We start from the raw sequence: 19,769 nt of genomic DNA, 5'->3' as shown, positions 1-19,769 counted from the left end.
CACTCCACTCTAATATATCGATATATTTTTAATTCCTGTTTCTTCATCTAGTAAAACGTCCTCAGGCATCTTTATTAAAATCCGCCGAGTCAATTCACTTTGTGAAAGTGTCGGTTTGTGTTTTACTTCTTCACATAACGTGAATAACTTAAGTGTTATCAAAACGAATTGGAGATGAAAAGCTATGTCAGAGCATACTGAATCAACACTCAACACAGATTTCACTAAAATTTTCATTAACGGTCAGTGGCGCAAAGGCGCAAGTGACAGCAATATGACAAATACGAATCCTTTCACGGGCGAAACGCTGTTTGAGATTTCAGCAGCTAACAACGATGACTTGGATGATGCTTACCAATCTGCCAAAGTCGCCCAAAAAGAGTGGGCAAAAGTGCCGGCACTGAAACGCCAAGGATTGATTGAAGAATTTTTAAAAGTCATGTACGAAGAAAAAGAAACAATCGTCAATTGGCTGATTAAGGAGTCCGGCAGTACACGCATTAAAGCTGAAGGCGAGTTCCTTGCCTCTGTCTTGATCGTCAAAGAAGCTGCTACTTTCCCATTACGGATGCACGGCGAAATTCGTCCGTCTGTCGTACCTGGCAAAGAAAACCGGATTTACCGGAAAGCGCTTGGTGTCATCGGCGTCATCAGCCCATGGAACTTCCCGTTCCACCTTGCTGTCCGTTCAATCGCAACAGCTATCGCTATCGGGAACGCGGTCGTCGTCAAACCGGCAACTGATACACCGGTTTCAGGCGGTTTGATTTTCGCCAGTCTTTTTGAAAAAGCCGGCTTACCAAAAGGTGTTTTAAACGTCATCGTCGGTCGCGGATCAGAAATCGGCGACTCCATCGTCGAGCATCCGGTTCCACGTTTGATTTCATTCACGGGTTCTACTGAAGTCGGCCGTCACATCGGTGAACTTGCAGGAAAACACTTGAAAAAGACAGCGCTTGAACTCGGCGGAAACAATGTATTCGTCGTACTGGACGATGCTGATCTTGATCGTGCCGTCGAATCAGCGGTTTACAGCAAGTTCTATCACCAAGGTCAAATTTGTATGTCGACGAACCGGATTTTGGTTGCTCAATCCATTCATGATGAATTCGTTGAAAAATACGTTGCGCGTGTCAAAGAACTTCAATTTGGTGATCCATCAAACGGACGCACACAAGTCGGACCGTTGATCAACCAATCGCAAGTCGACCGCATCATGGAAGAAATCGAAAAAACTAAAGCAGCGGGTGCAACAGTCCGTGTCGGCGGTGAAGCAGACGGAAACGTCATCGCTCCTACGGTCGTAACAGGCGTTACAAACGATATGCCGCTTGCTAAAAACGAAATCTTCGGACCAGTCGCTGTCATCATTCCATTTAAAGACGACGCAGAGGCACTTGAACTCGCCAACTCACTTCCTTACGGATTAAGCGGTGCTGTTCACGGTTCTTCAATTGAACGCGCAACAGAATTTGCACTTCAAGTCGAAACAGGCATGATTCACATCAATGACCAATCCGTCAACGATGAGCCGCATATGCCGTTCGGCGGCGAAAAAGACTCAGGTCTCGGCCGCTTCAACGGAGAATGGGTCCTTGAAGAATTCTCGACTGTGCAGTGGTTGTCTGTCATGCACGAACGCCGTCAGTACAAACCATTCTTTGAATAAGATAAGCTTAAATATGAAGTACGGGGTTTCCCGTACTTCTACATATAGATAGAAAGGAAGATGACTATGCCACTACTGCGTTTTGATGTCATTGAAGGGCGCTCGGATGAAGAACTGAAACTTTTACTCGATACTGCCCATGAGGCGATGCTGGAAGCTTTTGACGTACCGGAACGGGATCGTTATCAAATCGTTCATACGCATAAAGCGAACGAAATGATCATTGAGGATACCGGACTCGGGTTGACACGTTCCAATCAAGTCGTCGTTATCAGCGTGACAAGTAAAACACGGACAGAGGAGAAAAAGCAGGCACTCTATCGTTTACTGGCTGAACGGTTGGAAGCTGTATGTGGACTCTCGCCTGCTGATCTGATGGTCTCAATCGTCGAGAATGATGCAGCTGACTGGAGTTTCGGTTTAGGAAAAGCACAATTTTTAACCGGTGATCTGTAACATTCAAAAAAAGAGTCTGAACTCGTTTAACGAGCTCAGACTCTTTTTGAATTACTTTTGATGTTCTGCCGGGTTTTCCCGTTGTAACGGCGCTTTCCAGTCAAATGTCTCCGGTACAAAGTCGAGTCCGCCCGGATGGAACGGTTGGCAACGTAACAAACGACGGGTCGTCAAATAACCGCCCCTTAAGGCACCGTGTTTCTCGATTGCTTCTTTTCCGTAATGCGAGCAGGTCGGATAAAATCGGCAGGTCGCCGGTTTCATCGGTGAAATCACTTTTTGATAAAAATGAATCCCACCGAGCAGGATTTGTTTCATATAGTGTCACCTTCTTTTTCCTTACTCTAACGCATATGAAAAGGATTTTCTGCTTAAGTGAATTATACTACCTTTGACAACTACTAAAAAGGACGTGTATTTACTATGCGAGCTCTCACATTTCGTACCTTCGGAGATTCAAGTGTACTGCATTACGAAGAACACCCGACTCCTGAAATCCAGTCGAATGAAGTATTAATTGAAATGAAGGCTATCGGATTAAACTTTGCCGACATCTACCGCCGGAAAGGCAATTATCATTTGGAAGGCACGCCGCCTTACCTGCTCGGTTACGAGGGTTCAGGGATCATCACACAAATCGGTGCTGCTGTGACTGATCTTCAAGTCGGGCAACGGGTAGCCTTTGCCGACGTCCCGAACGCGAATGCCGAATTCGTTGCCGCACCCGTCGATAAAGTGATTCCTTTACCGGATTTTGTTTCGTACGAAACAGCGGCTTCCGTTCTATTACAAGGTTTGACTGCGCACTACCTGACACGGGACAGCTATACCATCCGGCCGAAAGATTTGGTATTGGTCCACGCAGCAGCCGGTGGCGTCGGTCAATTGTTGACACAGATTGTCCGATTACACGGAGCCATTCCGATTGGTTTAACGTCATCGATGGAAAAGGCGGATATCGCTAAACAAGCCGGTGCCGAACATGTCTTTTTATATTCGGATAACTGGGTCGAACAGATTTTAACACTGACGGATCAGCGTGGCGTCGATGTCGTCTACGAATCGGTCGGATCGACGTTGATGAACAGTTTCGAAGTGACGAAAATCCACGGAACAGTCGTCTTTTACGGCATGGCCGGCGGGGATCCGGTCTCAGTTGATCCACGGTTCCTGATGGACACTTCGAAAACATTGACCGGCGGGGACTTATGGAACGTCCTGACGACTCGTGAAGAACGTATCCGTCGGGCCGGTGAACTGTTCAGTTGGTTGGAATCCGGTCAACTGCAAATCGCCTCTCCGACTATCTTCTCCCTCTCGGACGGACAACGGGCTCATGATTATTTGGAAAGCCGTCAGAGCACCGGAAAAATTTTATTGATTCCCTAAGTCTAAACGCATCCTTCCTTTATTGGTTGGATGCGTTTTTCGTCTGGAATGATTACAAAAGAGAAACAATTCTTCATATCAGAAATTCATCGACTTAAGTAGTTGCTTTCCTTCCTAAAAGAGCGTAAAGTAAATCTCATAAAAACCAGAAACTTAAATTAGTTTTTAGTTTCAAGAAGGAGATTTGATTTATGTTTCGCTCAGAATGGAAAAAATTAAAAAGCCCGATGATGATCATCGTGATTCTTGCACTTATCCTCGTCCCGTTTCTTTACAACTCGATCTTTTTATCTGCTTTCTGGGATCCGTATGGTAAGACAGAAAACATCAAGGTCGCAGTCGTCAATGAAGACAAGGCGACGAAGTTCGAAGGAGAAAAAATTGACATCGGAAATCAGTTCGTCAAAAAACTGAAAAAAAATGATGACTTTGACTGGCAGTATCTCTCACGCAAAGATGCGGCTAAAAAGCTTCGCGCCGGTGATATTTACATGACAGTCGTCATCCCGAAGAAGTTTTCTCATAATGCGACTACGTTACTCGACGATCACCCGAAAAAAATTGAGCTGGAGTATTATCTGAATCCGGCCAAAAACTATTCCGGTACGCAGATTTCCAGCGCCGCTGCCAAACAATTAAACGAAAAAATCCGTAAATCCGTCACGAAACAATACAGCAGTGCGATTTTCGGATCCCTTAAAAAAATTGCCAAAGGACTCGAAGATGCATCCGAAGGTTCGGCGAAACTCGAGGACGGAGCGAAGAAAACAACAGATGGCGCCAAAACACTGACGACGAATCTCAGTAAATTAACGAGCGGGACAAATGAGTTGTCCACAAACTTAACAAAAGCCGCAGACGGTTCCGTTCAGCTGACAAGCGGTCTCAACACATTAAGCGGTGGAACACAAACACTAGCTGAGAAATCTGGTGAATTATCGAGCGGCCTCAATCAACTCGATGACAACAGCGGGAAGTTAATGAAAGGTTCAGCCGATTTGCAGGCCGGATCAACGAAACTTCGCCAAGGTCTCGAAAGTTCAGCTGCCGGATCGACGAAACTTCGTCAAGGTCTCGAGAGTTCAGCTGCCGGATCGACGGAACTCCGTCAAGGTCTCGAAACAGCTTCGGCCGGTGCGTCGAAGCTCGACAAGAACTTGCCACAGTTCACAGCCGGTCTCGACCAATTGAACGCCCGGGCTCAAGAAGCCAATGCCTCGCTGGCAGCAGTCAACGCGGCAGCGGATACGCTGAAACAAGAGTTGAGTTCACGTCGTGAAGCGCTTGAAGCAAACGTCGCGAGCATCAAGGACGTCATTGCTTCATCTGAAACGTTAACGGAAGAAGAAAAAGGTGCTTTGCTTCAATCCATCGCAACGATGGAACAAAACGTTCAAAATTTAGCACAGCAAGAATCTGCTCTTGATGCCAGTCTTGCTCAAGCAAATGACGCCACAGAAAAAATCAATCAGCTTGCAGTTGGTGGTCAAAGTATCGCTTCTGCTGTTTCGCAACTCGATGGTGGGCTAGCACAACTGCTTGACGGTTCAAAACGATTAGAACAAGGACAAACCCAACTACTTGCTGGTTCAAAACAATTAGAGCAAGGACAAACTCAACTACTTGCCGGTGCAAAAAGTCTCGAACAAGGACAAGGCACGCTCACGCAAGGTTTGACGGCTTATACAGACGGCGTGCATAAAGCAGCTGCCGGAAGCAGCCAGTTAACAGCTGGGGCACAACAGCTGGCAACCGGTGCGAACGATGCCAGTACAGCATCCGGTCAATTGACCTCAGGTCTCGGACAGTTATCGGACGGTGCCGTTGCCATTTCCTCCGGTGCCGGTCAACTGACAGACGGAGCATCGCGTCTCGCAGACGGTAACTCTAAACTTGCAGACGGAGCCAACACATTGAAAACGGAACTCGGTAAAGGGGCAAAAGATGCGACTGTGAAACCATCGAATGCCCGGGATAATATGCTCGCTGAGCCCGTCGTCTTAAAAGAACACGATTATTCAACCGTCAACAACTACGGATCCGGTCTTGCAGCTTACATTCTCAGCATCGCTTTATTCGCCGGTGCGTTGATGTTCTCTTCCGTTTACCAGATCCGTCCTGAACACGGCGAGACATTAACATGGCGTTTCCTCGTCGGTAAACTATCGATCATCTTACCGATTGGTGCGCTACAAGGGATTGCGGCTTCCGTCGCTATCGTCTATGTACTCGATGCCGATGTCGCAAGTACGCCTGCGCTGTACGGATTTGCCGCCTTAACAGGTATGACCTTCATTACGTTACTCTTTACGTTAACAATGCTCTTTGGTCGGGTCGGACAATTCAGCGCCTTCCTACTGTTGTTACTGCAAATTGGCGGCAGCGGCGGAACATTCCCGGTCGAAATGACACCAAGCTTTTTCCAATCGATTCACCGCTTCCTGCCGATGACATATTCAGTCACAGGTTTCCGTGAGGCACTTGGAATCGGCGTTACTGACACACTCATCACAAACGGACAAATCCTTGGTTTGATTCTGTTTTCTGCACTTGTTATCAGCTTCGCTGGTGCTTTAGGCGGAAAACGAATCTTACTCTCAACGAAAGCGAGAAAACGCCATGACACTGTCTGATAAAGAACATCTCATTTTAGATGCAGCGATGTCCTGCTTTTCAGAACTCGGATATAAAGGAACGACCATCGAACGGGTTGCCAAACGAGCTCATGTTGGAAAACCAACTGTCTATCAATTGTTTGAAAGTAAACTTGATTTGTTTGAATCCCTCGTCACACGGGTCTTGCAGGAGATGAAAGCAGAAGCGGAAAACGCCTATACGACGACAGCTTCTGTCGAAGAAAATAAACAGGCGATGATTGATGCCATTGTCAATCATCAACAGCAGCATCTGTTTATCTTACAAATCACACAAGAAACCCAGACACTGAAACTTCAGGAGATGTCGGAGCTACGGATTCGAATCGAGCAGCATATCGTCGAATATATAAAGAATCTGCTGGAAACACGGTTGGAACTTGAAAAACGTTCTCCGGCCGTTCCGGTCGAAGTAACTGCGTTCTTACTGTTCAAGACGTATATTGCCTTGATTTCTGAATGGCCGCTGATTGGGAAACCGCTTGATTTAAAAACAATCAGTCAAGCGATGTTAAAATTGTTATAATGAAAACAGCCTCTCGATGAATGGAGAGGCTGTTTTTGCGTGATCGATCCTTACTCGTACTTGAATGGAGTGTTTTATTTGTCCCAGCTTTTACTGTCCAATTTTCTGTTCACGTTAGCTTTGCTGGTCTACGTCATTGTATCGCTCGTTGATATGTGGAAATCGTACACCCGCACCAGCTCCAAAACAGATTTTCTGTTTTTCATTTTAACATTGATCACCTTATTTATCGGATTTCTTGTATCCCCTTTCCTTGCGCTTGCCTTTCAATGGAAACGAAGCCGGACGAAACGGATCATCGGGATTTTACTTATCGCCGTCCCTTTAATGCTCGTTCTTGTAAGCCGTTTTTTATAATCACATGTGTCATCCATCGAACGATCCGTGCTTATTCAAGCGGATCGTTTTTTCATGTTCTTCCGCCTAAAAACAGTTTACGCAACAGTTCTTTTTCCGGCATCGGTGCCGCATTAAACGCTTCAAGGTACGGTCGGTCATCGTACTTCACTTCAATGACATTCACGTTCCACTCTCCGCTGTTCAGTTCGACTACCGCAAATGGTGCTACAGCTTCCGGCTGACAGCCTAGCGCCCCCGGATTCAGGTAAGTTATCCCCATCGCCCGGACCAACTGTTTCGGATGATGATGCCCAAAGCAAATCAGACTCGCCTGCTCGCCTTTAAAGAGCTCGGGCAGGGATTGTTCTGTTCCGTCCACCGTATCTGCCAACGGTTCCTCTCCAATCGCTTTTGTTTCATCCAGATACGCATAATGTGTAAACAATGCTTCCTGTTCCGAAAATGTTTTTCGGACGGTTCTTGGGAGCTGCTCCAAAAAACGTTGATTGTCCGGTGTTAACTGATCGGCAATCCATTGATGATGGTTTTTCGCATGACGGTAACTATCCGGATATTTTTGACTATGGATCAACGCAAGGACATTTTCGTCATGATTTCCGCTGATGGTCGTCATGTGTGGTGTCGATCGCACAATTTCGATGACTTCATTCGTTTGTGGTCCGATGCCAATCAAATCTCCGAGACAGAAAATTTCTGAGACATCTGCTTCTTCCGTTATTCTTTTTAAAACTGCTTCTAATGCCGTTGCATTGCCGTGAATATCCGTAATGACTGCAAATTTCATGAAACCGCCTCCAATGTTCAACTTATGCCATTCTTATCTTTCCCCTGATTTTAAGTTCAAAAATCACGAAAAATAAATTGTCAGAAAATATTGATTATTCATCTTACCCGTGTTAGGCTTAGAAAAATTCACGGAGAGGGGAATACACTTTATGTATGTAAACCACATTGCTGGCCGACTGATTATTCTATGCTCGAGGGACTGAAACCTTTTCCGCTGATTTTCGGAATTGATTTTGGGCCCTCCTTTCGATGCATCGAATGAGGCGCCCGCAGGAATACTGGCGCCTATCCGATACCGGATAGGTTTTTTTCATGGCAAAGCGAAATAGAGAGAGGATGAGTGAGTTGAAAGAATATGCGATGGATCGAATGGTGAAAGTATCTGCCGGGATGGCAAATGCCGTGTTAGTGACGTTAGGGGTAGGATTATTGATTGAGACGTTCGGAAATCTCTTACATATTGAAATGTTACTGACAATCGGCGGCGTCGCCAAAGTCTTACTCGCCCCCGCACTCGGAGCCGGAATTGCTTATCAGCTTGGCGGAAACACCTTAGTCTTATTCAGTGCGATGATTGCCGCGACGATTGGCGGAGCCGCACTTCAACCGACGGATGCCGGTCTTGTCCTCGTACCGGGTCAACCAATCAGTGCGTTACTCGCAGCTGCTGTGGCCGTCTTCGTCGGAAAACGGATGACAGGGAAAACAAAATTCGACATGATGGTCATCCCGGTCAGTGCTGTTCTCGCCGGCGGTTTTACCGGTCTTGGTGCCGCTGCCGTCACAACACCTCTCCTCACACGATTCAGCGCAATGGTTACTGCGTCCGTCGAGTCTTCACCGATTGCAACATCACTTGTTATTGCTCTTATCTTTAGTGTCTTATTGATGTCACCCGCTTCATCGGCTGCACTCGCAATCGCCCTTCAACTCGACCCGGTCGCCAGTGCCGCTGCTTTAATCGGTTGTTCAGCTCAGTTTGTCGGATTTACATTGATGGCATATCGTCAAACAGATCCCGGCGGTTTGATTGCTTCGTTCTTCGTCACACCAAAGGTTCAGTTTCCGAACATCGTTAAGAATCCAAGACTTGTCGTCGCTCCGTTCCTGGCCGCGATGATCTCGGCACCCATCGCCACACTTGTTCTTTCACTTGAAGTACCTTATGAACTTGCGGGTCTCGGATTAAATTCAATGATTGCCCCACTCAACATCTTCGTTAATCAGGGTTTTAATGCGTTCCTGATCTTTTTTGCAACCGGCGTCGTCCTTCCCGGTGTCTTGACGCTCGTCTTTTACCGCATGACGACGATGGCCGGTTGGACAAAGATGGGCGACCTTCGATTAGAAATTCAATAGGTGCTCACGTTGCTGTTCCCTCATATAATGAAGGAACAGCTTTTTTACATGAAAAAACTCCCGTTCATCGTGTGATGAACGGGAGCTCGGTATGATTCTGACTGGGCTCGAACCAGCGACCTCTACCCTGTCAAGGTAGCGCTCTCCCAGCTGAGCTACAGAATCATGATCGTGTGTCCTGGGTATATGTTTATTATAGCAACATATTGAAAACTGTAAAGACTTTTCTCTGATTTTTTTTATTATATTTTTTCTTTCTGCTCTACAGTTCAAAGTTGCAGGGTTTCGTTTCGTCCTCTACTATGTAAATAAGCACATATAAAATAAAGGAGGGGTAACTGTTGAATTTTTTAACAAGGTTTAGTTTAAAGAACTCTGTCGCTGTATTTATTATTGCTATTTTATTAGTTTTGGGCGGCGTATATTCGTTTTCTCAGCTTAAAGTGGATCAATTTCCTGAAATTGAATTTCCTCAAATTTCAGTAGAAGCTGTGTATCCAGGCGCATCTCCGGATGATGTCGATAAACAGGTCGTCTCAAAACTCGAGACAGCACTGAAAGGGATCGAGGGCTCGACAAAAATCACGAGCTCTGCTTATGAAAGTATCGGGATCATCAATATCGAATTCCCATTTGATACCGATATGGACAAGGTCGAACAACAAATCGATGCTGCGATCCAGGATGCTAACCTTCCGGAAGAAGCGACAACGAAGTTAAACCGCTTCTCATTTGGATCGTTCCCAATCTACAACATTTCCTTCTTTAGTAAAGACGGAAAAGAGATTGAGTCCCTTCTAAAAAATGAAATCGAACCGGAACTGAATAAAATTCCGGGCATCAACAGTGTTTCTGTTGGTGGTTACAAAGATGATTTAGTCCAGATTACTGTCGACAACAAAAAGGCAACAGCGGCCGGTTTATCGTTATCAAGCATTAAAGAACAAATCAATGCCAAATATGTTTCCTTCCCGTCTGGTCAGCTCGCAGAAGGTGATTCGAAGATTCCGATCCGGGTCGAAGAAAAACTGGAAAACTTGGATAAATTAAAAAATCTTCAATTGACGTCAAGTGTTGCTTCCGGTGCTGCTTCCGGCGGCCAGGGTCAACCTGCCCAATCAGGACCCCCGGCTGGTGCTACCGACGAAACGGGTGCTCCGACAGAACAAGCGGAACCGGTTCGTCTTTCAGACATCGCTACCATTGAAGCTGTCTCGAAGCAAAGTGAAAAAACACGTTATGATTTAAAAGATTCTCTCTCGATGGCGATCACCAAAAAACAAGACGCTAATACGGTTGAAATTGCTGACGGCGTCACAAAAATCTTAAACAAATATGATGACCAAATCGATTATACGATTGGTATTGATTCTGCGAAAGACATCGAAGAATCCGTCGCTACGCTTGTCAAAGAAGGATTACTCGGGGCCTTGTTCGCTTCACTGGCTGTCCTTTTGTTCCTACGGAATATCCGGGCGACGATCATTGCAATCGTCTCAATTCCGCTGTCACTCTTGATTGCGGCCATCTTCTTGAACTGGCAAGCTATTTCATTAAATATCATGACACTCGGTGGTATGGCAGTTGCTGTCGGCCGGGTCGTCGATGACAGTATCGTCGTCATTGAAAACATTTTCCGACGGGTCCGAAAATCAGATGACGGTATGACAGATGAAGTCATCGAACAATCAACAAAAGAGATTTTAAAAGCCATCACGTCTTCGACGCTTACGACCGTCGTCGTCTTCTTGCCGATCGGCTTTGTCGGCGGTATCACAGGTAAATTCTTCTTACCGTTCGCCTTAACCATCATCTTCTCGTTACTCGCTTCCCTACTTGTCGCGATTACAATTGTACCGATCTTAGCGAAGTTCGCCTTTAAAAAGGTACCGGCGGAAGAAAAAGAAGGCGTCTTACAACGGTGGTACGGCACACTGATTGAAAAATCATTGTCGCATAAAGCGATCATCTTAGTTGTTTCCTTCTTGTTACTCGGTGGTTCGCTTGCCATCGTACCGCAACTCGGCTTTACGTTCATTCCGAATGAAGCTTCAAAAACATTGACTGCTTCACTGGAGCTTCCTGCTGCAACGTCGCTTGAGAAAACAAGTGATGTTTCGCTGAACATGGAAAAAATGTTTGATCAGGAAAACGCCATTGCTGATGTCACGACATCCGTCGGAGCACGTGACTTCACGACCGGATTGCGACTTGACAACAAAGCCAGCTACTTCTTGAATTTAAAAGACGGGGCTGATGTCGAAAAAACGATCAAATCCCTCGAAACCAAAATGGATGATATCGCAAAAGAAGATGGTGTCGACGTCAAAATCAGCGTTGCTGAACTGTCGACAGGTGGTCCCCCATCCAATAATAATGTAGATGTTGATTTGTTCTCGACTGATTTAGAAGCGCTCCAAAAAGCAGCTAAACTGGTGGAAGACAATATGAACAAAAACAATGATTTGAAATATGTTACGAATAACTTTAGCGAGAAACAAAAACAATTCCTTGTCGAAATTGATTCTGAAAAAGCCAGTGATCGTGGTTTATCCGGCTTCCAGATTCTTGGTACGGTCAACGACCAGACTAAACCTGTCACGGTCGGTACACTGAACCTTGATGACAAAGATCAGGACGTCCAATTGTCTTACAAGGAAGACTTGACGTCGAAAGAAGATCTTGAAAATGTCCAGCTCTTCTCGGCTGCCGGTCCTGTCGCCTTAAAAGATGTCGCAACCGTCAATGAAGTCGATACCTTCACATCGATTCAAAAACTGGACGGTAAAGTCTATGCCCGCGTTTCGGGTCAAGTCAAAGGCGATAACGTCCAAACGGTCTCCAGTGACGTCAAAGCTGCTGTCGAAAAAATTGACTTGCCGGACGGCGTTTCCTTAACAAGTGGCGGCGGAAATGATGATACGGTTGAAATCTTCCAATCTCTCGGAATTGCCATCGTCGTTGCCATCGGTCTCGTTTACTTGACGATGTTAATCACGTTCGGAAAAGCACGGATTCCGTTCATCATCTTGTCATCGCTCATTTTCGTTCCGATCGGTTCGCTCGTTACACTGTTCCTAGCTAACGAACCATTGTCTGTCAGTGTTATGATCGGATTCCTCATGCTGATCGGAATCGTCACGACCAACGCGATTGTGCTTGTTGACCGGATTGGTCAGAACATCACACGTGGACTTCCGGTTCGGGAATCCTTGATTGAAGCCGGTAAGACACGACTTCGTCCCATCCTGATGACGGCATTCGCTACTATCATGGCGCTTGTCCCGCTCGCACTGACAACGTCATCCGGTACCCTGATTTCAAAAGGTCTCGCCTTGACTGTCATCGGCGGATTGACGACGTCAACACTCTTGACGCTCATCATCGTCCCGGTCGTCTACGAGCTCTTCTTCTTCAAAAAAGTAAAAAAAGAACGTCAATCTTAATCTAAAAAAATCCTCCCCTCTTGATGAGGGAAGGATTTTTTTGATTATTTTTCGAGCAATTCATCTGTCCGATCAATCGTTCCATTATGTTTCGCGACCAGTCCATCCAGTACGGATGGTTCGAATTCTTCCCCGATTGCAATGATTCCCGTCTTACCAGGTGGAATCACACCAAGTGTCCGTTTAAATGTTTCTTGAACAGCTTGATTCTCTTTTAAGTCTTTTGATCCGCCAATCAGCATCCCGGTCATCGAACCTAATAAAATACCGAACGGTCCCCCGAGAATCCCGACTGCCATACCGATTAAAGAACCTTTAAAGGCTTTGTTGGAGCCGCTCAAGTCGACAGCATCTTCAAAGGAAAAAGCTCCGCTTTCACTTCGTTTAATGACAGCGATTTGTTCAAAATCGACTTGGCCATTCGCATGATATTTCTTTAATTCACTGAATACCTGATACGAGGTCGCTTCTTCTTCAAATGTAAAGGTCATGATATGGTGCTTTTCTTCTTTTTTCGCCACAACTTTCCACCTCTTTCGAAAAAAGGCAGACCGCTGCTGCTGACGATGAGGAATACACCATTTCTTTACCATTTAAAGCTTGAAGTGAAACCTGTTACGGTGTACTTGGTTTACCCGGTGCCAATTGATAGTATTCTTCCATTGTCAATCCGGTCATTTTCAGCTGCGCCGCAAGCGTTGCTCCGACATAACGGTAATGCCAACTTTCATATGTGTAGCCTGTCCATGATTCTTTTCCGAGCGGGTAACGGAGATGGAATCCAAAACGGTGGGCATTGGCAGCCAGCCATTTTGCTTCTTTTGTACTTGAGAAGCTGAACTTGGCATATTTTGATGAATCGGCGCCTCCGATATCAAAACCCAGTCCTGTTTGATGTTCACTTTTTCCCGGCTGGGCACTGTACGTGCTGGCTTTCTCAAAACCATCCCGTGCCACATATTTTTCAAATAAGGCTTTTTGATACGCATATGAACGGTATGTACTGAATGCGACCAGCGTAATCTTTTCCGCTTTGGCAGCCCGTTTCATTTTTTCAAATGCGGCCCGTGCAACTGTACTTTCTCCCGGCGCATACGTCGAACGTAACGGAAGATTTGGATTAACGATTAATGTCTTGCCGATGCGTAACCCACCGATTTGTTGATCGGTCAGTAAATATTTTGTACTGGCATACCCTGTCTGTGTTCCATAACGAACTTTTGACCATGTCCCGAGTCGGCTGATTTCATTGACATAGACAGTAGTCGGAATCACTGCGACGACTGCTTTTGTTGTCGAAGCCCCGCTTCGAAGATTGAGCGGTGTTTTCGCCTGGCGGTAACTGGATGCTTCTGCGGCCAGTGAAAAACTGACGAGTGAGAGGAGAATCGCCAGTAACCCGATCACCGTTTGCTTTAATTTTTTCATATCTCTTAAAACTCCTTTTTTCCAAAACAGGGTAATTAGTCTTTAATTTTAGAATAACATTCATTTCAAAATGCCACCATTTTTTGTACAGGTGTAATCAAAATGAATTAATTCTCAGTTTGCCAAAAGAAGCTGGATTGTCCGACACAAGGATTGAATGTTCAGCCTTTCGGGTAAAGATTTCTTGTATGCGTTTTCTTTAAATAATGATTAGTATCAGTCAGGGGCGAATCTTATGACCATTTTAGATAAAGTGTTCATTGCCGTCTCTCTTCTTTGGTTATTCGAATTGTTTCTGTTCCGAAACCGTAAGAAGGAACCTTCTCCACTGGAAGAACGGCAAAGTTTTTATTGGATTTTAGCTACGTTAATCACCACAATCCTTTTTTCCGTTCTGTTCAGTGATTCAATTCGACTTCCCTTGTCACGTGAAATCGGATTGCTCCTTTTGACTTCCGGTGTCGTTCTGCGCTATTGGGGGATTTATCATCTCAAGCATCAGTTCACCCGCCATGTTGCTGTCAATCCGGGCGACCGGCTTGTCAGCACGGGTCCTTATCGGGCATTACGCCACCCCCTCTATTCCGGTCTGTTTTTTATCACGTTAAGTTTCCCGTTATACTTCGGGAATTTGTTTGTCACGTTATGTGCCGGAATCCTGATGTTCATCGCTTTGCTTCACCGTATTCGAATCGAGGAACAGATGTTAACCAAAGGATTTGGTCCTGCTTACACGGACTGGGCCCGCAAAAGAAAACGTTTGATTCCGTTTATTTACTAAAACATAAGGAGATGTGATTTTTTTGAAGAAACAGGCAGTCGTTATTGGAGCAGGTTTAGCAGGTATGTCAGCAGCAATCCGCCTTGCGGGAGACGGTTATGAAGTCACGATGCTAGAACAAAATGGAAATGTTGGCGGGAAATTAAACCAACGTAGCGGCCAAGGATTTACGTTCGATACCGGTCCTTCAATCTTGACGATGCCTTGGGTACTCGAACAATTGTTTACGAGCGTCCACCGTCGACTCGACGACTATTTGGAAATCGAACGCATCGAACCGCAATGGCGGACTTTCTTTGAAGACGGTACACAACTTGACGTCAAAGGCGATCTCCCGGGAATGCTTGAGGAATTTAAAAAAGTTTCCGATCAAGCGGATTTCGTCGAATTGTTCAGTTATTCTAAAAAGATGTATGACCTGTGTTTAGACAGTTTCTACAAATACAGTCTCGAAGATTTAAAAGACTTAAAAAAATACCATACGATGTCTGAATTACTTAAGATGGATCCACTCAATACAGTAGCAAGCGGTACGAAAAAACACTTGAACAACAAGTATCTGGAGCAACTGTTTAATTATATGGTCATGTACGTCGGCTCCAACCCTTACGAAGCTCCTGCCGTCTTCAACCAGATGATTTATGTTCAGATGGGACTTGGTATCTATTACGTCAAAGGCGGCATGTACAATATCGCCCGTGCCATGAAGACGGTGCTTGACGAACTCCGGGTGACGATTCATGTCAATACACCTGTCGCACGTGTCGTCACAGAGGGCAAACGTGCGGTCGGCGTGGAAACGACAGACGGTACATTTTATCCGGCTGATGTCGTCGTCTCAAACCTGGAGGTCATTCCGACCTATCAACATCTCATCTCAGAGAAAAAAGGACCAAAACAGGCTAAAAAGTTAAATCAGTCCTTCGTTCCGTCCGTTTCCGGTCTTGTCCTGTTACTTGGTGTGAACCGCGAGTATAAAGATCTTAAGCACCATAACTTCTTCTTCTCGGATGATCCGGAACGGGAATTTGCCCAAATGTTCAAGGATGGTGTTCCGCCAGAAGATCCAACGATTTATGTCGGTGTCTCCTCTAAATCAGATGCTTCCCAGGCACCGGAAGGAAAAGACAATCTGTTTGTCCTGACGCACGTTCCGCCACTGACGAAACAAGACGGCAAAACCGATTGGGATGCGTATCGTGAAGTCGTCCTTGATAAATTAGAACGGATGGGACTGACCGACTTACGTGAATCGATTGAATTCGAATACCGCTTTACACCGGAAGACTTGAAATCACTATACGGTCCGAACGGCGGTTCGATTTACGGTGTGGCTGCCGATCGGAAAAAGAACGGCGGCTTCAAGATTCCATCGAAAAGTGATCTCTACGAAGGGCTTTACTTCGTCGGCGGTTCAACACATCCGGGCGGTGGCGTTCCGATGGTCACTTTGTCGGGTCAACTGACGGCAGATTTAATCCAAAAACATGAAAAGGTAAAAGCATAATCAAAACAGGAGAAGGTCCCTTATCGAAGGGACAATCTCCTGTTTTTTTAGTTATGCTGACAAACTTCTTCAATCTGAAGGAAGGTTTCGTCTTTAAATGTCATTTGATACACAGCCGGCATCTTTAGCGTTTTCCAGAACGCATATCCATATGCCGGATCAAAATGTTGCATTAATAACACCATGATATTCCCGTGTGTTCCGATGACGACGGTTTGATCTTTATGTTTTTCTAGTAATCGTTTGATTTCAGGCACGATCCGCCGTTGTGCCGTAACGTTTGATTCACCTCCATACGGATTTTCATCCGGATGTTCCCATACATAACCGACAGCCTGTTGAAAATCCGGCAGTTCTTCGGGCGCCAATAACCGTTCTTGAAAAGCCGCTGCTTCTTGAATGACTAATCCATATTGTTCTGCTAAAGGCTGGACCGTTTCAATCGCTCGCCGATACGGACTCGCGTAAATCTGGTCCGGTTTAATCCCTTCAAAAAGAGTCGTCAGTTGTTCCGCATCGTCTCTCCCCTGTTCTGATAAAGGACGTGCTTCTTCGTCTGTAGAATAGGTCGAATGTGCATGGCGGACTAAATAAATTGTCGTTGTCATTTCAATTCTCCTTTTAGCTGTCTTTTGTCTGCTCCAGTAAACGATAACCCACACCTCGGACAGTCTCCAAATACTCATCGATTGGAAAACCGGAACGGCGCAATTTCTCACGAAGATGACGCATATGAGAATCAATCGTTCGTGGTTCAATCGATTGATCATCGCCCCACAGCGACAAAACCAATTGTTCTCTTGATAAGACGCCATTCACGGACGTCAAGAGTTTTCCTAAAAGTTGAAACTCTGTTTTCGTCAGTAAGATTTTTTGTCCGTCGAATGTACAATGATATCCTGCGACGTCATACTGCAGTCCATGAAATGCATACTGCTCCCGCTTTTCTCGACCAATCAACAGTTCGATTCGTCCTAATAATTCTCCTTCATGAATCGGCTTTGCCACATAATCATCTGCACCGACTTTGCGCCCCCGTAGCACATCTTCCATTTGATTCCGCGCTGTCACCATAATGATTGGAAAATCAGCCATTCGTCTTATATTTTCACACAACGTCCATCCATCCATATCGGGCATCATGACATCGAGTAAGGCCAAATCGATGGGAACGGTCTTGACGATGTCGAGCGCTTTTTCGGCCGTGTCGGCTAAATGACATGTATGACCATAGGGTACCAGATATAACTTCATTAATTGAAGCATCCGTTGTTCATCATCAACGATTAAAATTCGAGCCATTTCTTCACACCTTCCATTGAATCATCACACTCGTCCCGGCATTCTTTTCACTCTTGATATCTAATGTCGCATCGTGTGCTTGAACGATTGCCAAGGCAATCGTCAAACCAAGCCCTGATCCGCCCCGGCTTCGTGATCGTGACGGTTCACTGCGGTACAGACGTTTTGTCACATGGGGTAAACTTTCTTGGCTGATGCCGCTTCCTGTATCACGTACTTGAAAATACGGTCCTGTTTCATTCCTGCCGTATCGGACGACGATTTCACCGGTTGCTGTATATTTTTTTGCGTTATCCAATACATTTATCAGCACTTGCTTGAGCCGAATTTCATCTCCTGCTATCTCTACCGGTTCCCCTGATACATGCAAATGCAGCCCTTTTTCTTCAATTGCAGGTCGCATTTTCTCTGTCGTCGAGACAATCAATTGATCGAGCGCAAGCGGCACTCGTTCGACTGAGAATGCATTCGTATCGGAACGTGCCAGTAACATCAGCTGTTCAATCAATGTGCTCAAATGATCGCTTTCTTCTTTGATAATCGACAGATAAGCTGTTTTTTCAGATTCCGGCAAGTTTGGACGATGTAATATATCCGCATAACCCTTCATGTAGGTCAGCGGAGTTCGAAGTTCGTGCGAGATATTTGCTAAAAATTCTGTCCGTTCACGATTCAAAAAATCAAGATCTTTTGCCAACTGTGTGATGGAGCGTGCCAGTGCCCCAAGCTCATCCGAGCGGTTTACCGGTAAATCCACGTCAAGGTTTCCTTCTTTCAACTTGGCCGTCGCACGCTCCATCTCAATGAGTGGTCTTGAAATCAATCGTGTACACAGCACGACAGTCGTAAGCGACAGAAGGACGGCAATGATACCAACTTGAATGAATTGTTGTCTTAACGGGTCGACGACTTGTTGAATTAACGTTTCCGGAGCAAACATGAAGACATGCCCACGATGAACACCTGAAATCGTGATTGGACTATCTGTCATAAAAAAACCCTTCGTTTCCGCTTGAGCTCTTAAAATCCGATCTTTTCGTTGTGTTTGAAATTCCGTATGGATAAGCTCTACTTTCATTTTGGGAGTAAGTGGATGCGAAGCCTTTAAAATTTTTCCTTTTTGATCCGTGATAACGACGGTAAATTCGGATGCTGATTCCATCAAACTGACATGTTCCAATGTTTCCGCATGAAATGATTCCTCGAGGACATCGCGGTGCGTGTTCCCTCGGTTCAGCAAACCGAGGACCACTTCATTCGTCCTTTGATTCACAAGGTTTAAATAGAGGGTACTGAACAGAATGCCGCCGATGACAAGAATGGCAGTCAAAAAAAGTAGACCAATGTAGTATGAAATATGCCGCACGCCCTGCTCCTCCTTTTTCTTCACTATTACGATACACTTTTCCAATGACTCATTCAGTCAGGTAATTGAATTGTCACTCTTTCTGCACGGTTTCTGCACGAAACACGGGTATAGTAGTCACATAACCAAATTACTACAGGAGGTCAATTTTCATGAAAAAACAACTACTCGTTACATCACTCGCTCTTTCTGCTGTCCTAAGTTTAGGTGCCTGCGGATCTGATTCCAATTCCTCTACTTCACACGATATGCATGATAATAAGAACGATTCCCATGCAGGGATGATGCATTCAAGTGACGGGAAAATTCCCGCTGGACTGAAACAAGCTGAAAATCCGAAGTTTAAAGACGGATCAGACGTCCTTCTGTCCTCTGATCATATGAAAGGAATGGATGGCGCAAAAGCAACAATCGTCGATTCATTTGATACAACAGTATATGAAGTCAGCTATACACCAACGAACGGTGGTAAAAAAGTCAGTAATCATAAATGGGTGATTCAGGAAGAACTCAACCCGGTTCCGGCTTCACCGTTGCAAGCAGGTGATGAGGTGACTTTAGCGGCTGATCACATGAAAGGGATGGATGGTGCAAAAGCGACCATTGATCAAGCCGATCAGACAACCGTGTATATGGTCGATTTTAAGCCGACAACCGGTGGAAAAACGATTAAAAATCATAAATGGGTGACAGAAGATGAACTTCAAACCAATGATTAAAACAAAAAAACCCGCTCATCC

Annotated in this window: 18 protein-coding genes and 1 tRNA gene; 11 read left to right on the top strand and 8 right to left on the bottom strand. The window is 45.4% G+C overall.

The window, feature by feature from the left end; all coding sequences use genetic code 11:
* The first annotated feature begins 184 nt into the window (after window positions 1-184).
* Together KNP91_RS12620 and KNP91_RS12615 are read left to right on the top strand one after the other, a co-directional pair.
* Window positions 185-1,669, top strand: coding sequence for an aldehyde dehydrogenase family protein (locus KNP91_RS12620; RefSeq protein ID WP_214850309.1), 1,485 nt, complete (start codon window positions 185-187; stop codon window positions 1,667-1,669).
* A 66-nt stretch (window positions 1,670-1,735) separates the two neighbouring features.
* Window positions 1,736-2,125, top strand: a complete 390-nt coding sequence (locus tag KNP91_RS12615) for a tautomerase family protein (RefSeq protein WP_012369434.1) — start codon at window positions 1,736-1,738, stop codon at window positions 2,123-2,125.
* A 51-nt stretch (window positions 2,126-2,176) separates the two neighbouring features.
* Here KNP91_RS12615 and yidD read toward each other — a convergent pair whose 3' ends face one another.
* Window positions 2,177-2,443: a membrane protein insertion efficiency factor YidD gene (gene yidD / locus KNP91_RS12610; protein ID WP_214767295.1), complete on the bottom strand. Its 267-nt coding sequence runs from the start codon at window positions 2,441-2,443 to the stop codon at window positions 2,177-2,179.
* Window positions 2,444-2,548: 105 nt separating this feature from the next.
* Between yidD and KNP91_RS12605 the strand changes: the two genes are divergently transcribed.
* The 4 genes from KNP91_RS12605 to KNP91_RS12590 all read left to right on the top strand — a co-directional run bounded on the left by KNP91_RS12605 (window position 2,549) and on the right by KNP91_RS12590 (window position 7,051).
* A complete protein-coding gene (locus KNP91_RS12605; RefSeq protein ID WP_214767293.1) occupies window positions 2,549-3,514 on the top strand; it encodes a quinone oxidoreductase family protein in 966 nt (321 codons plus the stop codon).
* 191 nt (window positions 3,515-3,705) lie between these two features.
* Complete coding sequence (locus KNP91_RS12600) at window positions 3,706-6,147, top strand: YhgE/Pip domain-containing protein (RefSeq protein WP_214767291.1); 2,442 nt, start codon at window positions 3,706-3,708, stop codon at window positions 6,145-6,147.
* A complete protein-coding gene (locus KNP91_RS12595) occupies window positions 6,134-6,694 on the top strand; it encodes a TetR/AcrR family transcriptional regulator (protein ID WP_214767289.1) in 561 nt (186 codons plus the stop codon). Before KNP91_RS12600 ends, KNP91_RS12595 begins: the two co-directional genes overlap by 14 nt.
* A 78-nt stretch (window positions 6,695-6,772) precedes the next feature.
* Window positions 6,773-7,051 carry a hypothetical protein gene (locus KNP91_RS12590; RefSeq protein WP_147269821.1) on the top strand — a complete coding sequence of 93 codons (279 nt, stop codon included), beginning with the start codon at window positions 6,773-6,775 and terminating at the stop codon, window positions 7,049-7,051.
* Between the two features lie 52 nt (window positions 7,052-7,103).
* Here KNP91_RS12590 and KNP91_RS12585 read toward each other — a convergent pair whose 3' ends face one another.
* Entirely contained in the window at window positions 7,104-7,838 is a 735-nt protein-coding gene (locus KNP91_RS12585) for a metallophosphoesterase family protein (protein ID WP_214767287.1), read from the bottom strand.
* A gap of 338 nt (window positions 7,839-8,176) precedes the next feature.
* Between KNP91_RS12585 and KNP91_RS12580 the strand changes: the two genes are divergently transcribed.
* Window positions 8,177-9,199, top strand: coding sequence for a PTS sugar transporter subunit IIC (locus KNP91_RS12580; protein ID WP_041261459.1), 1,023 nt, complete (start codon window positions 8,177-8,179; stop codon window positions 9,197-9,199).
* Window positions 9,200-9,291: 92 nt separating this feature from the next.
* Here KNP91_RS12580 and KNP91_RS12575 read toward each other — a convergent pair.
* Window positions 9,292-9,364 (bottom strand) — tRNA-Val (locus tag KNP91_RS12575).
* Window positions 9,365-9,540: 176 nt separating this feature from the next.
* On the opposite strand from KNP91_RS12575, the gene KNP91_RS12570 reads away from it, so the two are divergent.
* A complete protein-coding gene (locus tag KNP91_RS12570) occupies window positions 9,541-12,645 on the top strand; it encodes an efflux RND transporter permease subunit (RefSeq protein WP_214850306.1) in 3,105 nt (1,034 codons plus the stop codon).
* Between the two features lie 44 nt (window positions 12,646-12,689).
* Here KNP91_RS12570 and KNP91_RS12565 read toward each other — a convergent pair whose 3' ends face one another.
* A complete protein-coding gene (locus tag KNP91_RS12565; RefSeq protein ID WP_214766633.1) occupies window positions 12,690-13,166 on the bottom strand; it encodes a DUF456 domain-containing protein in 477 nt (158 codons plus the stop codon).
* A 94-nt stretch (window positions 13,167-13,260) separates the two neighbouring features.
* Window positions 13,261-14,073 (bottom strand): D-alanyl-D-alanine carboxypeptidase family protein, encoded by an 813-nt coding sequence (locus KNP91_RS12560; RefSeq protein WP_012369425.1) that lies wholly within the window; start codon window positions 14,071-14,073, stop codon window positions 13,261-13,263.
* A gap of 235 nt (window positions 14,074-14,308) precedes the next feature.
* On the opposite strand from KNP91_RS12560, the gene KNP91_RS12555 reads away from it, so the two are divergent.
* Both KNP91_RS12555 and KNP91_RS12550 read left to right on the top strand, forming a co-directional pair.
* Window positions 14,309-14,854 carry a methyltransferase family protein gene (locus tag KNP91_RS12555; RefSeq protein WP_214766631.1) on the top strand — a complete coding sequence of 182 codons (546 nt, stop codon included), beginning with the start codon at window positions 14,309-14,311 and terminating at the stop codon, window positions 14,852-14,854.
* 22 nt (window positions 14,855-14,876) lie between these two features.
* A complete protein-coding gene (locus KNP91_RS12550; protein WP_214766629.1) occupies window positions 14,877-16,361 on the top strand; it encodes a phytoene desaturase family protein in 1,485 nt (494 codons plus the stop codon).
* Window positions 16,362-16,408: 47 nt separating this feature from the next.
* Here KNP91_RS12550 and KNP91_RS12545 read toward each other — a convergent pair whose 3' ends face one another.
* From KNP91_RS12545 to KNP91_RS15735, 3 genes are read right to left on the bottom strand one after another with little or no spacing between them, the layout of a single operon-like run.
* Window positions 16,409-16,969 carry a histidine phosphatase family protein gene (locus KNP91_RS12545; RefSeq protein ID WP_214766627.1) on the bottom strand — a complete coding sequence of 187 codons (561 nt, stop codon included), beginning with the start codon at window positions 16,967-16,969 and terminating at the stop codon, window positions 16,409-16,411.
* A gap of 13 nt (window positions 16,970-16,982) precedes the next feature.
* Window positions 16,983-17,663 carry a response regulator transcription factor gene (locus KNP91_RS12540; protein ID WP_131973655.1) on the bottom strand — a complete coding sequence of 227 codons (681 nt, stop codon included), beginning with the start codon at window positions 17,661-17,663 and terminating at the stop codon, window positions 16,983-16,985.
* 4 nt (window positions 17,664-17,667) lie between these two features.
* The gene (locus tag KNP91_RS15735) at window positions 17,668-19,029 is read right to left on the bottom strand and encodes a sensor histidine kinase (RefSeq protein WP_214766625.1); all 1,362 of its coding nucleotides are present in this window, start codon (window positions 19,027-19,029) and stop codon (window positions 17,668-17,670) included.
* A gap of 152 nt (window positions 19,030-19,181) precedes the next feature.
* On the opposite strand from KNP91_RS15735, the gene KNP91_RS12530 reads away from it, so the two are divergent.
* Window positions 19,182-19,748, top strand: a complete 567-nt coding sequence (locus KNP91_RS12530) for a YdhK family protein (protein ID WP_214766623.1) — start codon at window positions 19,182-19,184, stop codon at window positions 19,746-19,748.
* Window positions 19,749-19,769 lie beyond the last annotated feature (21 nt).

This window comes from Exiguobacterium sp. s138 (genome assembly GCF_018618775.1).
Taxonomy (GTDB): Bacteria; Bacillota; Bacilli; order Exiguobacteriales; family Exiguobacteriaceae; genus Exiguobacterium_A; species Exiguobacterium_A artemiae.
Note: the sequence above shows the minus strand (reverse complement) of the source record. Positions and strands in the feature narration are given on the sequence as shown.